The sequence below is a fragment of the Geomonas agri genome (assembly GCF_020179605.1).
Taxonomy (GTDB): domain Bacteria; phylum Desulfobacterota; class Desulfuromonadia; order Geobacterales; family Geobacteraceae; genus Geomonas; species Geomonas agri.
This window is the reverse complement of the sequence record NZ_JAINZO010000001.1, coordinates 302491-317974: the sequence shown is the minus strand read 5'-3', so window position 1 is coordinate 317974 and position 15484 is coordinate 302491. Positions and strand designations below refer to the sequence as shown.

The 15484-nt window shown below is 61.8% G+C and carries 11 protein-coding genes; 3 read left to right on the top strand and 8 right to left on the bottom strand.

What is annotated here, in order from left to right:
- Positions 1–3 precede the first annotated feature (3 nt).
- The 4 genes from infB to rimP are packed head-to-tail and all read right to left on the bottom strand — an operon-like array spanning position 4 to position 5161.
- Positions 4–2895, bottom strand: a complete 2892-nt coding sequence (gene infB, locus K7R21_RS01460) for a translation initiation factor IF-2 (protein ID WP_224981484.1) — start codon at positions 2893–2895, stop codon at positions 4–6.
- Positions 2896–3489 carry a DUF448 domain-containing protein gene (locus K7R21_RS01455; RefSeq protein ID WP_224981482.1) on the bottom strand — a complete coding sequence of 198 codons (594 nt, stop codon included), beginning with the start codon at positions 3487–3489 and terminating at the stop codon, positions 2896–2898.
- Position 3490: 1 nt separating this feature from the next.
- A complete protein-coding gene (nusA, locus tag K7R21_RS01450; RefSeq protein ID WP_224981480.1) occupies positions 3491–4639 on the bottom strand; it encodes a transcription termination factor NusA in 1149 nt (382 codons plus the stop codon).
- A 42-nt stretch (positions 4640–4681) separates the two neighbouring features.
- The gene (rimP, locus tag K7R21_RS01445; protein ID WP_224981478.1) at positions 4682–5161 is read right to left on the bottom strand and encodes a ribosome maturation factor RimP; all 480 of its coding nucleotides are present in this window, start codon (positions 5159–5161) and stop codon (positions 4682–4684) included.
- 403 nt (positions 5162–5564) lie between these two features.
- On the opposite strand from rimP, the gene thrC reads away from it, so the two are divergent.
- Complete coding sequence (gene thrC / locus K7R21_RS01440) at positions 5565–6941, top strand: threonine synthase (RefSeq protein ID WP_224981475.1); 1377 nt, start codon at positions 5565–5567, stop codon at positions 6939–6941.
- Between the two features lie 77 nt (positions 6942–7018).
- The gene (gene yrfG, locus K7R21_RS01435) at positions 7019–7732 is read left to right on the top strand and encodes a GMP/IMP nucleotidase (protein ID WP_224981474.1); all 714 of its coding nucleotides are present in this window, start codon (positions 7019–7021) and stop codon (positions 7730–7732) included.
- Here the strand turns inward: yrfG and K7R21_RS01430 are convergent.
- Complete coding sequence (locus K7R21_RS01430) at positions 7716–8093, bottom strand: helix-turn-helix domain-containing protein (RefSeq protein ID WP_224981472.1); 378 nt, start codon at positions 8091–8093, stop codon at positions 7716–7718. The two genes, yrfG and K7R21_RS01430, sit on opposite strands and share 17 nt — an antisense overlap.
- A gap of 292 nt (positions 8094–8385) precedes the next feature.
- On the opposite strand from K7R21_RS01430, the gene K7R21_RS01425 reads away from it, so the two are divergent.
- Entirely contained in the window at positions 8386–10152 is a 1767-nt protein-coding gene (locus K7R21_RS01425; RefSeq protein WP_224981470.1) for a M3 family oligoendopeptidase, read from the top strand.
- Positions 10153–10254: 102 nt separating this feature from the next.
- On the opposite strand, the gene acnB is transcribed toward K7R21_RS01425, so the two are convergent.
- The 3 genes from acnB to gabD all read right to left on the bottom strand — a co-directional run bounded on the left by acnB (position 10255) and on the right by gabD (position 15281).
- Entirely contained in the window at positions 10255–12774 is a 2520-nt protein-coding gene (acnB, locus tag K7R21_RS01420) for a bifunctional aconitate hydratase 2/2-methylisocitrate dehydratase (protein WP_224981468.1), read from the bottom strand.
- A 218-nt stretch (positions 12775–12992) separates the two neighbouring features.
- The gene (gene fdhD, locus K7R21_RS01415; protein ID WP_224981467.1) at positions 12993–13751 is read right to left on the bottom strand and encodes a formate dehydrogenase accessory sulfurtransferase FdhD; all 759 of its coding nucleotides are present in this window, start codon (positions 13749–13751) and stop codon (positions 12993–12995) included.
- Positions 13752–13823: 72 nt separating this feature from the next.
- Positions 13824–15281, bottom strand: coding sequence for an NADP-dependent succinate-semialdehyde dehydrogenase (gene gabD / locus K7R21_RS01410; RefSeq protein ID WP_224981465.1), 1458 nt, complete (start codon positions 15279–15281; stop codon positions 13824–13826).
- Positions 15282–15484: the final 203 nt, after the last annotated feature.

Sequence of the window (15484 nt, the reverse complement as noted above, 5' to 3'; positions counted from 1 at the left end):
CTCTTACAGCTTGCCGGCAACCTTCTCCATCTCGAAGCACTCGAAGATGTCGCCGATCTTGAGGTCGTTGTAGCTTTCCAGCGACATACCGCACTCGTAGCCGGTCGCCACTTCCTTGACGTCGTCCTTGAAGCGACGCAGGCTGCCGAGTTTCCCTTCGAAGACCACCACGTTGTCGCGCAGCAGGCGGACCTGGGCGTTCCTGATGATCTTGCCGTCGGTGACATAGGAACCGGCAACCATGCCGGCCTTGGGCACCGAGAAGACTTCCCTGATCTCGGCGCGGCCCAGGTACTTCTCCTTGAAGGTCGGCTCCAGGAGGCCTTCCATGGCCTTCTTGATGTCGTCCACCGCGTCGTAGATGATGTTGTACAGCCTGACGTCGACCCCTTCCTTCTCGGCGAGCGCAGCCGCCTTGACCTCGGGGCGGACGTTGAAGCCCAGGATGATGGCGTTGGAGGCGCTGGCCAGGTTGACGTCAGTCTCGGTGATGGCGCCAACGGAAGCGTGCAGCACGTTGAGACGGATAGCGTCGGTGGTGAGCTTCCTGAGGGACTCGGCCACGGCCTCGACGGAACCCTGTACGTCGCCCTTGACGATGGTGTTGAGATCCTTGACCTCGCCCTTCTGGATCTTCTCGTAGAGCTGCTCCAGGGAGAGTTTGCTGTGCTTGGCCAGTTCGGACTCGCGCAGCTTCATCTGGCGGTGGTTGGCGATCTCTTTGGCCTGCTTCTCGTCGGTCATGGCCACGAAGATGTCACCCGCATCGGGCACGCCGTTGAAGCCGATGACCTCGACCGGCATGGCCGGCCCGGCCGCGGTGACCTTCTCGCCGCGGTCGTTTTGCATGGCGCGCACGCGGCCGAAGTGGATGCCGGCCACGAAGTAGTCGCCGGCCTTCAGGGTACCTTCCTGTACCAGGACGGTGGCCACCGGACCGCGCCCCTTGTCCAGCTTGGCCTCGACCACGGTGCCGCGGGCGGTCTTGTCCGGGTTCGCCTTCAGCTCCAGGACGTCTGCCTGCAGCAGAACCATTTCCAGCAGCGATTCGAGGTTCAAGTGCTTCTTCGCGGAGACTTCAACGAAGATGGTCTCGCCGCCCCACTCCTCGGAAACCAAGCCGAATTCCATCAGCTCCTGCTTCACCTTGCTCGGGTTAGCCTCCGGCTTGTCGATCTTGTTGATGGCAACGATGATCGGTACGCCGGCCGCCTTGGAGTGGTTCACCGCCTCGCGGGTCTGCGGCATGACGCCGTCGTCCGCGGCGACCACCAGGATGACGATGTCGGTCACCTTGGCGCCCCTGGCGCGCATCGCGGTAAAGGCCTCGTGGCCCGGGGTGTCGAGGAAGGTGATCTTCTGCCCCTTGAGCTCAACATCGTAGGCGCCGATGTGCTGGGTGATCCCGCCTGCCTCGCCGGCGATGACATTGGCCTGGCGGATGGCATCCAGAAGCGAGGTCTTACCGTGGTCGACGTGACCCATGATGGTGACCACCGGCGGACGCTTCTGCATCGCCTCCGGCGCATCCGGTTCGGCCTCGAGCAGCTCGTCCACGTCCAGCGCCACGTTCTCGATCTCGTAGCCGAAATCGGTGGCCAGGAGGGTCGCGGTATCGAAGTCCAGCGGGTGGTTGATGGTCGCCATGACCCCCAGCTTCATGAGGGCGCGGATCAGGTCGGTAGCCTTGATCCCCATGCGCTTGGCGAGCTCGCCCACGGTGATGGACTCGCTGATCTTGATGATCCTCTTGATGGCCTTAGGTACCGTGATCTCGGTTTTCTTACCGACCTGGACCTTCTCGACATACTTGCCCTTTTTCCCCTTGGAGCGGGGACCGGGCTCGAAAACCCGCTCGCGCTTGTCGAGCATGTCCTTGAAGCTGTCTTTCTTACCCTTGCCGGCGGCCGGTCCGCCCTTCTTGGCGTTCTTGCCGAAGTCGGGGGCGCCACCCGGGGCGGGCTTGCGCCCTTTCCGGCCGCGGTCGTCCAGCATCGGCGGCGGCTCGATCGGGGTCAGCGGCGCCGGGCGGTCCGGGCGGGGACCGGTGGGGCGCTCGCCGGGACGGCCTGCCCCCGGACGCGGTGCCGGACGTTCGGTGCCCGGACGCTCGACGCCACGCGGCATGCCCGGGCGCGGTGCCGGACGCTCGCCCTGCGCGGGGCGCTGGTACTCACGGCGCTCGGCCGGACGCTGGGTCGGGATCGGGATCTCGACACGGCCAAGGATCCTGGCGCGGGTAGCGGTCGGCTTGTCGGGCTCGGCCTCAACCTTGGGGGCTGCGGCTTCCGGCGCCTTGGCCGGAGCTGCTTCTGCGGCGGGCTTCTCGACCGGCTTGGGGGCCTCCGGCGCGGCGGCCGGCGCTGCGGGAGCGGCCTCTACTTTGGGTGCCTCGACAACCGGCTTCTCGGCCGCGACCGGTGCCGCCGGGGCGGGCTTCTCCGCTACCGCAGGCTTCTCTTCCTTAACGGGCGGGGCCTGGGCGGCCGGGGCCTCGGGCTTCGCCACCGGCTTGGGAGCGGGGGCCGCCTCGATGATCCTGGCGCGGACCGGTTCCGGACGCTTGGGAGCCTCCTCCACCGGGGCCTTCTCGACCACCGGGGGCTGCGGTGCTTCTACCTTCTCAGGCTCTGCCGGTGCTGCCGCCTCTGCCGGGGCTTCCGGCTCGACCGCCTTGGCTCGACGGCGGATCAGGGTCGGTTTCACCCTCACTTCTTCCTGGGACACTTCTTTGTGGGGGGTCTGCGCAGGGGCGGATACCGCCTTGATATCCGAATCCTCAAGGACAGCCATATGGTTCTTGACCTGAACGCCTGCCTCGGCCAACCTTGCCATAAGCTCCTTATTGTCGATCCCCATCTGCTGCGCCAGCTCATATACGCGGGTTTTGCTCATCTACTCACGCTCCTCCTCAAAGAAGTTCCTGTACTTTTCCATTTCCAATCCAATCGATCCCACGAAGCCGCTTTCCATAACAATCAGGACGCTTCTGAGTTCCTTTCCCAAGAGTTCCCCAAGGCGTTCCTTGGTGAACAGGGAGATGCAGGGGACCTGCTTGAGCTGCGCCAACCCCCTGAATTTGTCGCCGATGTCCGGCGAGATGTCGGTGGCGACGAACAACAGGCCGGCGCCCCCTTTTTTCAACTTTTCCTGGACCTGGTCCGAGCCCGAAACCACCTTGCCCGCCTTGTTGGCCAGGCTGATGTAGGAGGCGATACGTTCCTCGAGCTTGTGGATCACCTGCTGCACCAGCGCGTCTGCGTCGGCGCCCAGCACCTCTCCCTTGAAGCCGCGGGAGAACTGCTTCTTCTGGGCGGCCTGTCTCAGACAGGAGGCCTTCAGGCAGGTGTAGGCCCCGCGTCCCGGGAGCTTGTTCTGCAGGTCGGGGACCAGGGTGCGGTCCGGTGCCAGCACGAAGCGAAGCAGCTCGCCCTTGTCCTTGGTCTCACGGCAGGCAAGACAGCTTCTCTGTGGTGTGGCCTTGGGCATCTTATTCCTCTTCGGCCGCCTCTACCGCTGCCGGCTCGACAGCCTCGACAGGCTCTTCGGCCTCCTCGACCTCGGTGCCGTCGTAGGAAGCGAACTGCTGCAGCTCGGCCTCCGCCATGCGGGTCTCGCTCTTGATGTCGATCTTCCAGCCGGTCAGCTTGGCCGCCAGGCGCACGTTCTGGCCGCGCTTACCGATGGCCAGCGAGAGCTGGTCGTCCGCCACGATGACTTCCATGGCGTAATCTTCCTCGTCGACGTACACCTTGGTCACCACGGCCGGGGCCAGGGCATTGCAGGCGAAGCGGGCGATATCCTCGCTCCACGGAATGATGTCGATTTTCTCGCCGCGCAGCTCGGACACCACGTTCTGGACGCGGGAGCCGCGCATACCGACGCAGGCGCCTACCGGGTCGACGTCGCCGTCATGCGAGTAGACGGCGATCTTGGCACGCCCGCCCGGCTCGCGCACGACGCTCTTGATCTCGACGATGCCTTCCGCGATCTCCGGCACCTCGGCCTCGAACAGCTTGGCCAGCATGGTGGGATGGGTGCGGGACAGCATGATCTGCGGACCTTTGGTGGTCATGCGGATCTCGGTGATGAGGGCCTTGACGCGGTCGCCCTGGCGATACACCTCGCGCGGGGCCTGCTCCTTGTGCGGCAAAAGCGCCTCGGCCCGACCCAAGTCGACGATCAGGTCGCCCTTCTCGAAACGGCGCACCACGCCATTGACGATCTCGCCCTGGCGCTCCTGGAACTCGTTGAAGATGGTCTCGCGCTCCGCCTCACGCACGCGCTGGATGATCACCTGCTTCGCGGTCTGCGCGGCGATCCTGGAGAAGCCGGAAGCGTCCATCTTCATGCCGATGGAGTCGCCGATCTCGACCTCCGGGTCTTCCTCGCGCGCCTCGTCCAACTCGATCTCGCGGTAGGAATCCTGCACCTCTTCCACGACGGTAACGAACTCGAACAGCTCAACCTCACCGATCTCGGGGTTGTAGTGCGCCTCCAGATCGCGGGTATTGCGGAATTTCTTGTTGGCCGCGGTAAGAACTGCCTGTTCCAGCGCCTCTACCACAATCCCTTTATCAATACCCTTCTCTTTGACGATCTGATCGATCGTGTGCTTGAGGTTAAAGCTCGTTTCCACGTCACTGTCTCCTTCTGCTTGCTGATAATTGCAAAGTAAAGTTTAGAATTCGAATTCGAGGTTGGCCTTGGCCACCTTGTCCAGCGGGATCGAGGCGTGCTGTCCCTCGGTGAGATCGATACTGATCACCCCGTCCTGAACCCCGAGCAGTTTCCCGGTGAAGGTCTTGCGCTTGTTCCCCGCGTCGTCGGTGAGCGTATCGAAAGTCTTCACCTTGACCAGGTGCCCCTGGAAGCGCTCGTAATCGGCGATTTTCTTGAGGGGACGGCAGATCCCGGGTGAGGAGACCTCCAGGTTGTAGTGCTCCGGCATGAAGTCTTCAACGTCGAGGATGTCGGAGAGTTGGCGGCTCACATCGGCGCAGTCGTCCAGGTTGATGCCACCCTCCTTCTCCAGGAAGATGCGCAGCACCATGTCGCGCCCCTCGCGCTTGTACTCCAAGTCCACCAGGGCAATCCCGAGCGGTCCCCCGATCTCGGCGACAATCTCTGTGACTCTTTCTACTACATCAACCTTTGCCATCTGCGTTTTCCCATAAAAAAAAGCGAGCCGGAGGAGCTCACTTTTGAGTGAACATTAACATGTGACCCATTATTTAGCATGGAAGAGTCGTTTATGCAAGCGCTTTTTTTGCGAAATCAAGCCGTTGTTGGGGCTTTGGCGCATGTTCGGGGGCTGATTCTGACACGGTTTCCCCTCTGTCCCGATGACCGAAAACTGCCCGTACGTCGCCATGACATTGTCCAAATTTAATACAATATTAAAATTTCTCGTGTCCACGCTCCATTTCCTCCTGCCAATGCACATCACGGCCCCCCTGACAGTGCCGCGGTTCCAAGCAATGTCTTCACTTTTATGGCATTAGCTGCTATATATTGGCGTTGCCGCAACCACACCAAAACCAGCACCAGGAAAGAGAACTGACATGAAATACGTAAGCACCAGGGGAAACATCACGCCTATCGGCTTCAAGGAAGCAGTGATGATGGGACTTGCCACCGACGGCGGCCTGATCCTTCCGGAAAGTATCCCGCAGATCGCACCTGACACCCTTGCTGCCTGGGCCAGGCTCCCCTACCGCGAGCTCGCCTTCAATATCATTTCCCTGTTCGCCACCGACATCCCGACCGCCGACCTGAAAGCGCTTATCGACCGCTCCTACGGCAGCTTCGAGCACCAGGAGACCACGCCGCTCGTTAAGAAGGACGGCGTGTACATCCTGGAGCTGTTCCACGGCCCCACCCTCGCATTCAAGGACGTGGCGCTGCAGCTTTTGGGTAACCTGTTCGAATACCTCCTGAAGGAGCGCGGCGAGAAGATGAACATCCTCGGCGCCACCTCCGGCGACACCGGCAGCGCCGCCATCGCCGGCGTACGCGGCAAGGAAAACATTAACATCTTCATCCTGCACCCGCACCTGAAGACCTCGCCTATCCAGGCACTGCAGATGACCAGCGTGCTCGACGAGAACGTGCACAACATCGCCGTCGAGGGGACCTTCGACGACTGCCAGAATATCGTCAAGACCCTGTTCAACGACCTGGAGTTCAAGAAGGAATACGCGTTGGGCGCAGTCAATTCGATCAACTGGGCGCGCGTGCTGGCGCAGGTGGTCTACTACTTCTACGCCTGGGGCAGGCTCCCCGAGCAGGGCAAGGTGGTCTTCTCGGTGCCGACCGGCAACTTCGGCGATATCTTCGCCGGCTACCTCGCCAAGAGGATGGGCCTTCCTGTCGAGAAACTGCTTTTGGCGACCAACGAGAACAACATCCTCGCGCGCTTCGTGCAAAGCGGCGATTACTCGCTGGGCCAGGTGGTGCAGACGGTATCGCCGTCGATGGACATCCAGCTCGCCTCCAACCTGGAGCGCTACCTGTACTACCTCTTCAACGAGAGCCCGGAGCGGGTCAGAAGCGCCTTCGCCGAACTGCAGCAGACTGGCAAGATCGTCTTCACTGCCGAAGAGGTGCAGCGCGTGCAGAGCGAGTTCCTGAGCTGCACTGTGAACGAAGCCATGACCCTGGAGACCATTGCCTCGTTCAACAAGGAGACCGGCTACCTGCTCGACCCGCACACCGCCGTCGGCGTGCGCGGCGCACTCGAGTGCGTCAAGGGGCACCCCGCCGTGGTCTGCCTGGCCACTGCCCACCCCGCCAAGTTCGGCGAGGCCGTGGAGCGCGCCATCGGGACACCCGCGCCGCTGCCGCCGCAGTTGGCAGCCCTGCAGGGAAAGGAAACCCGCTGCGAGATCATGGCTGCCGACAAGGAGCTGGTGAAGGCCTTCGTAAAAGCCAAAGCTTAGTCTGACGTCGACGTCGGACCTGTCGGACTAGTCCAACTAGCCAGACAGGTCCGACCCAAAAAAGAGAACCCTTTCCAATGCCCCTCCCCCCCCTGCACGTAGACTGGAACCTTATCGACACCGTCCACCTGGACATGGACGGCACCCTGCTGGACCGGCACTTTGACGACCACTTCTGGCTGGAGCACGTCCCCAAGCGCTACGCGGAAAAAAACGGCCTCAGCGAGCACGCCGCGCAGGAGAAGCTGCACCGCTTGTTCCGCTCCCAGGAGCAGACCCTCAACTGGACCGACCTCGACTACTGGTCGGCGCAGCTCGGCCTCGACATCCCGGTGCTCAAGGAGGAGGTAAACCACCTGATCGCGGTGCACCCCTTCGTGATCGAGTTCCTCCTCTTTTTGCGCCAGCACGGCAAGAAGATCTACCTGGTGACCAACGCCCACAGTAAAACCCTCAACATCAAACTGCGCCTGACCAGGATAGGGAGCTACTTCGATGGGATTATTTCAGCCCACGACCTGGGGCTGCCTAAGGAAGATCCCCTTTTCTGGGGGAAACTGCAGCAGAAGGTGCCGTATGATCCGGAACGGACCATGCTGGGAGAGGACAGCGAGACCAACTTGGAGACCGCGCGCCGCTTCGGCATCCGCTACCTGATCCATGTCGGGCGATTCAGCTCGATGGCGACGCCGGCGCAATCGGAGAGTTTTCACTCCATTCATTACTTCAGTGAACTAATCCCGCGCGATGGCGGTATGAGCGTGGAGCTCTCACCTACCCGCGCGGTTTGATCCGGCACAGCCCGTACTTCTTGGCCAGGTCGTAGAGGGCGGGACGGCTCACCCCCAGCACTTCAGCTGCCTTGCTCATGTTCCCCCCCGCAGCCTCGATGGCATCGTGCACCATGTAGCGTTCCACCCTGTCCCGGGCTTCCCTGAGGGTCATCTGACCGGAGACGCCCTCCACCATGCCGCAGGCGGTCTCGCCGCTCGGTGCGAGTTGCCCCCCTGACAAGTTCACGTCGTTGCGGCCCGCAAAGAGCCGCTGCAGTACCACGCATTGAGCACCCATCCACCCGGCGGGGTGGGACTCGCTGCCGTTCCCCGAAGGGGGCCGGCAGGCCGCATCTTCAACTACCTGACGCTTTTTCATGACGTCCATCCTCGCCTGCTAGCGGTTAACAGAGGAACCACTTGCGGAAGCGGAGGTCTCCACTTCCTACCCGGAAGAACAGTCGGCGGCTAAACCATTGCATAATTATATTTTTTTAACATTCGCTAGTTCTATCGCACCCCTCTTGGTTGTCAAGGCAACTTGAGCGGCGCGCACCGCTAGAACTGGCGCTTACCGGCACCCCCCTGCCTTGACACCATGCACCCCATGCATTACTATCGGTTCCATTCATTCGGAATCATTGAATAATCCACGCCTGCCAGGAGGAACAATGAGCAGCGATCTCAATTGGGACACCACACCACTTTACCCCTCCCCTTCCGCCCCCGAACTGACCCAAGCCTTCGAAAGCGCCACCGCACAAGTCGCGGAGTTCAGGGAGCGCTACCGTGGCAAGGTCGCCGGGCTTTCAGCTGAAGAATTACTCGAGGCGCTAAAACGCTACGAGAAGCTGCAGGAAGAGCTGTCAGTGCCGCAACTGTACTCGCACCTACTCTTCGCCGCCGACAGCGAAAGCGACCTGCACAAACGCCTCTCCCAAAAGTCCCAGGAGTTCGGCAATGCCATGGGGCGTGAACTCCTCTTCTTCGACCTGGAGATTATCCAGATGGAGGAGGAGCCTTTCCAGCAACTCCTTAACGCCCCCCTGCTCGACAATTATCGGCATTTCCTGGCGGTACTGCGCAAGTTCAAGAAGCACACGCTCTCCGAGCGTGAGGAGAGCCTGCTCACCCAGAAGAGCCTGACCGGCGTGCAGGCCTTTTGTCGCCTGTTCGACGAGGTATCCGCCTCGCTGCGCTACACCCTGGAGATGGACGGGGAGACCCGGGAGATGACCGGAGAGGAGCTGCTGGCGCTGTTGCACCATCCCGATGCGGGACTGAGGGAGCGCGCCTTCGGCACCTTCCTGAAAAAGCACGAGGAGCATAGCATCCTCTACTCTGCGGTGTTCAACAACGTTGCGCTGGATCACTCACAGGAGATGGAGCTCAGAAACTACAGCCATCCGATGGAGCCCACCAACCTCGGCAACGAGATCCCCAACGAGGTGGTGGAAAGCCTGATGCAGGTCTCCGAAAAGAACTACCCGCTTGCCCAGGAATACTTCCGCCTCAAGGCCAAGTTGCTCGGCATGCCCAAGCTGAAGAACACGGACGTTTATGCGCCGCTCACCGAGAGCGACCGCAAATACAGCTTCGAAGAAGCACGCACCATGACTGTCGAGGCATACCGGGGCTTCTCCGAAGAGTTCGCTCAGCTCGCCGACTCCTTCTTCACCGAGAGGCGGGTGGACGTGCTGCCTCGGCCCGGCAAGAGCGGCGGTGCCTTCTGCATGGGGATGACCCCGTCGCTCCCGCCGTATCTCCTGTTGAACTTCACCGGCAACCTGCGCGACGTCGCCACCATCGCCCACGAGGTCGGCCACGGCATCCATTACCAGCTCGCCCAGCGCCAGACCATGCTGAACTATCACCCGCCGCTGCCGCTGGCGGAGACCGCATCCGTGTTCGGGGAGATGCTGCTGACACGCCAACTCCTGGAGCGGGAGACCGACGTCGAAGTGAAGAAGTCGCTCTTGTGCGCCAAGATCGAGGACATCATCGCCACCACTTTCCGGCAGAACGTACTGACCAGATTCGAGGAACGCATGCACCTGGAGCGGGTGAACGGACTTCTGACCGCGAACGAGCTGGCCGACCTCTGGTGGCAGGAGAATGCGAAGCTGTACGGTGACGCGGTGGAGATGATCGAGCCATACCGGTACGGCTGGAGCTACATCTCGCACTTCATCCACGCCCGTTTCTACTGCTACTCCTACACCTGCGCCGAGCTGGTGGTGCTGTCGCTGTTCCAGCGCTACCTAAAGGAACGGGAGAGCTTCGTCCCCATCTACCGCGGCATCCTCGCCGACGGCGGCTCCAAGTCCCCCGGCGACACCTTGGCGCCGGCAGGGATCGTCTTCAGCGACCCGAGCTTCTGGCAGGGGGGGTACGACCTTCTGGCCGACCTCATCGCGGAGTTGAAAGCACTGGTCTAGCCAGGGACGCCTGACCAGTCTGACTGGTCAGACTAACCCTAAAATAGAAAGGCCCGCCGGTTTCCCGGCGGGCCTTTCTTATTGTGCTGCTACCAGCTCTTATTACATCTCGTCGAACTGGAGGTACTTGTACACGTTGGCCTTGTTCGGCTCAACCTTCTCCTTGTACACGGCCAGGTACTCGGCCGGGGTCGGGAGCTTGCCCATGTTCACGGTGACGGCACCGAGCTCTGCGGAGCCCAGGAACACCTTGGCGCCATTGCCGATCCTGTCGTCGAAGTTACGGGTCGAGGTGGAGAACATGTTCACCCCGTCGGGCACGCGTGCCTGGTTACCCATGCAGAGGGAGCAGCCGGCGATCTCGACACGGGCGCCCATGGCGCTGTACACCGAGAAGTACGCCTCGTCTTTCAGCTTTGCCTGATCCATGCGGGTCGGCGGGCAGATCCAGGTGCGGACATTCGGGTTGAACTTCTGCCCCCTCCAGATCTCGCCGGCAGCACGGAAGTGGCCGATGTTGGTCATGCAGGAACCGAGGAACACGTCCTGGATCGGGGTGCCGGCAACCTCGGAGAGGAGCTTGACGTCGTCCGGATCGTTCGGGCAGGCGAGGATCGGCTCGGTGATTTCGGCGAGATCGATCTCGATGACCGCGGCGTACTCGGCGTTGGCATCTGCTTCGAGAAGCTTCGGATTCTTCAGCCACTCGTTGGCTGCGTCGATCCTGTTCTGCAGGGTCTGCGCATCCTGGTAGCCGTCAGCGATCATCTGCTTCATGAGGGCCACGTTGGAGCGGAGGTAGGTAGCTACCGACGCCTCGGACAGCTTGATGCAGCCTGCCGCGGCGCTGCGCTCGGCAGCGGCATCGGTCAGTTCAAAAGCCTGCTCAACGGAGAGATCCGGCAGACCTTCCATCTCGAGGATACGGCCGTTGAAGATGTTGACCTTGTTCTTCTTGGGCACGGTGAGCAGGCCCTGCTTGATGGCCCAGTAGGGGATCGCGTTGACCGCGTCGCGCAGGGTGATGCCCGGGTTGAACTTGCCCTTGAAGCGGACCAGTACGGACTCAGGCATGTCCAGCGGCATGAAGCCGAGCGCGCCCGCGAAGGCGACCAGGCCGGAGCCTGCCGGGAAGGAGATGCCGATCGGGAAACGGGTGTGGGAGTCGCCGCCGGTACCGACGGTGTCCGGAACCAGCAGACGGTTCAGCCAGGAGTGGATGACGCCGTCGCCCGGCTTCAGGGGCACGCCGCCACGCTCGATGATGAACTGCGGCAGAGTCTTGTGCATCTTGACGTCGGCCGGTTTCGGGTAAGCGGCGGTGTGGCAGAAGGACTGCATGAACATCGGCGCCTGGAACTTGAGGCAGGCGAGCTCTTTCAGCTCGTCGGCGGTCATCGGGCCGGTGGTGTCCTGGGAACCGACGGTGGTCATCTTCGGCTCGCACGCGGTGCCCGGCAGAACGCCGGCGACGCCGCAGGCCTGGCCGACCATCTTCTGCGCCAGCGAGTAGCCCTGGCCAGCCTTAGGAACCGGGTTGACCGGCAGGGTGAAGACGTCGGTCGGTGCCAGACCGAGGGCCTTGCGAGCGCGATCGGTGAGGGCACGGCCAATGATCAGCGGGATGCGGCCGCCGGCGCGGAACTCGTCGAACAGGGTGTTCGGAGCCACGTTGAAGGAGGAGAGCACTTCGCCGCCTTCGGTGGTGATCTCGCCCTTCTTGGCGTTGATCACGATGACGTCGCCGGTCTTCATCTTGGTCACGTCGGTTTTGATCGGGAACGCGCCGGAGTCCTGCGCGGTGTTGAAGAAGATCGGTGCGATGACGCCGCCGATAATGATGCCGTCGCGACGCTTGTTCGGGACCGCCGGGATGTCCTGGCCGATGTGCCAGAGGACGCTGTTGCAGGCGGACTTACGGGAAGAACCGGTACCCACGACGTCGCCCACGAAGGCAACCTGGAAACCGTCAGCCCTGAACTTGGCGATGGTGGCATTGCCATCCGGGAAGCGGGTCTTGCCCATGGCAAGCGCGTGCAGCGGGATGTCCGGACGGCTCCAGGCGTCGCCCGCCGGGGAGAAGTCGTCGGTGTTGATCTCGCCGTCGACCTTGTAGACCTTCACCTTCACGGTCTCCGGCAGACCCGGCTTGGAGGTGAACCACTCGGCGTTAGCCCAGGACTCGAGCACTTTTTTGGCGCCGGCGTTGGACTTGGAGAGTTCGAGGACATCGTCAAAGGCATCGTAGACGAGGGTGGTGCCGCACAGGGCCTTGACGGCCTCGTCAGCAACTTCTGCGTCCTTCAGGGCCGCGACCAGCGGGGCCACGTTGTAGCCGCCCAGCATGGTGCCCAGGATCTGGACCGCGTCTTTCTTGGAGACCAGCGGGGACTTCTTGGAGCCTGCGAGGATGGCAGCCAGGAAACCGGCTTTGACCTCGGCAGCCGGGTCGACGCCCGGGGAGACCCTTTCCTTCAGGAGGTGGAGCAGGAACTCCTCCTTGCCTGCCGGGGGTGCTTCCAACAGTTTGCAAAGGTCCGCGGTCTGCTCAGGGTCGAGCGGCTTCGCAGGGATACCGAGTGCCTTTCTTTCTGCCTCTTGCTTCAGATACGCTTCGATCATGATTCCTCCTAGATAATGTCCAGCTATTTACGGAAGTTATCAAAAGTCTTCTGTCAGCTGATGCTTCATTTGAACGGATACTGTATACAATTTTTACCCTGCTTTGTCAATTGTTGAAAGCGCCTGTAAAATGGCGCAGATCGGCGCCGAAAGAGTTGTTACTGTGGCGTTTTAGCTGGAATCAGTGGAGCTGAATCCCTGCGAGGGACAGACAAGCATTAAGGAAATAAAATATATTCCGGATGAGTGTAGGCGGTGAACCTGGTGCCGCGCAGGTAGCCCACCAGGGCGATGCCGGCATCTTCGCAAATGCGGATAGCCATGTCGGTGGGAGAGGTGCGGGAAACAATGACGGCGATGCCCAAGAGCGCCGCCTTGGTCGCCATCTCCGCCGAGACACGACCGGAGGTGGCCAGGATGGTGCCAGAGAGGGGAATTCCCTTCAACAAAGCCTCCCCCGCCAGGCGATCGATGGTGTTGTGCCTGCCGAGGTCCTCGGCGTGCAGGAGCAACCGCCCCGCGGTATCGCCGACAGCCGCGGAGTGGACACCGCCATGGCTTTTGTACTTGGCGGAACTCAGCGCTACTTGCTTCATCAACTCGAAGATTGCCGTAACCGGAACCTGCACCCCGTCGGCAATCCCCCTCGCGCAGGCAGCTTCGGGAAGCAAAAAGGTGATGCCGGTGCCACACCCGGAGGTCAGGACCGGTTTCAACTCCGCCGGGATCTCGCCTTTGATGCGGACGTTGGCGATGCCGTAGTCGTTGCAAACGCTCAACATCAGGAAGTCGTCCAGGTGCGTGACGAATCCCTGCAGGCGCAAGAAACCCGCCACGAGGAAGCGCAGGTCGTGGGGCGAGGCGATCAGCGTGACGATTTCCCGGTCGTTGACCCGCAGCACCAGGGGAAATTCCCGTACCACGTCGACCTCGCCGCGCAGCACTTTGCCGTCGTTGTAGGTGGTGACTTCTGTCATATGCTGTCCCATACCCCCCTACCCCCTCCAGGGGGAGGAGTTAATGTCCTTTCTGATTGATGGTTCGGCTTGTTACCTTATGCCGCCGATGCAGAGGTATTTGATTTCGACGAACTCCTCGATGCCGTACTTGGAGCCTTCCCGGCCGACGCCGGACTCCTTGATGCCACCAAAGGGAGCGACCACGGTGGAGATCAGGCCGGTGTTGATGCCGACGATGCCGGATTCAATTGCTTCGGCAACCCGCCAAACCCGTGTCATGTCCCGGCTATAGAAATAGGCGCACAGGCCAAATTCTGTGTCGTTGGCCAAACGTATCGCATCCTCCTCGGTACTGAAGCGGAATAGGGGCGCCACCGGGCCGAAGGTCTCTTGCCGGGCGACATGCATGTCAGGCGTCACGTCGGCGATGACCGTCGGCTCGAAGAAGCATCCTCCTAGTGGATGGCGGTTGCCACCGGTGACGATACGGGCCCCCTTGGCGAGGGCATCGCCGATATGTTCCTCGACCTTCTCAACCGCCGCCATGTCGATCAGAGGCCCCTGCTGCGTCTCCCCCTTCAGGCCATCTCCCACCTTCAGCTGGGCTGCCGCCTGCGCCAGCTTCTCCGCGAAACGGTCATAGATCCCTTCCTGCACCAGGAACCGGTTGCTGCAGACGCAGGTCTGACCGGTATTGCGATACTTGGAGATCAGCGCCCCCTCAACGGCGGCATCGAGATCAGCGTCGTCAAAGACGATGAAGGGCGCGTTGCCCCCTAACTCGAGGGAAACCTTCTTGACCGTTCCCGCACACTGGGCCATCAGCTTCTTGCCCACCTCAGTAGAACCGGTGAAGGTGAGCTTGCGCACCAGCGGGTTGCTCGTCATCTCCTCTCCGATGGCACCCGCGGAACCGGTAACGACGGCAAAGACACCTTCCGGGACCCCGGCACGTTGCGCCAGCACCGCAAGGGCCAAGGCGGAGTACGGCGTCGCCGTGGCAGGCTTGACCACGATGGTACATCCCGCTGCCAGTGCAGGCCCCACCTTCCTGGTAATCATGGCGGAGGGGAAATTCCAGGGGGTGATGGCGGCGCAGACGCCGACTGGTTCCTTGAGGACCACGATCCGCTTGCCCGCCTGGTCCGACGGGATCACGTCCCCGTAGACCCTCTTCCCCTCCTCGGCGAACCATTCCAAAAAGGAGGCGGCGTAAACCGTCTCGCCGCGCGCCTCGGCCAGCGGTTTCCCCTGCTCCGCGGTCATCAGCACGGCCAGGTCGTCCAGGTGCTCAAGCAGCAGGTCAGCCCAGCGCCTGAGGATCACCGACCGTTCTTGCGCTGTCTTGGCGCGCCACGACGGCAAAGCGGCATGGGCCGCCTCGATGGCGCGGCGGGTCTCTGCACCTCCCATCTTGGGAACGGTGCCCAGTTTTTCTCCGGTAGCGGGGTTGACGACATCGATGCTCTCGCCGCTATCAGCACCGGTCCAGGCGCCGTTGATGAAACAAAGCTGGTGAAACAGACTCTTGTCCTTTAGCTTTAGCATCGGCTCCTCCCGTCAAAGTACTCTGATGGGCGGCAAATGGTGTATACCCGATAGCCGCCTTTGCGGCAATAGAAACGTGCCGCCTCTGTCCCCTGCCTTTTGCCGCTGTGGCGAGATTATCCCATCGCCCATGCATGACAATGCCCCCCCGACTGAAGTCGAAGAGGGCATGCCCCCCACAGCTTAACGATCGACACCCCGCC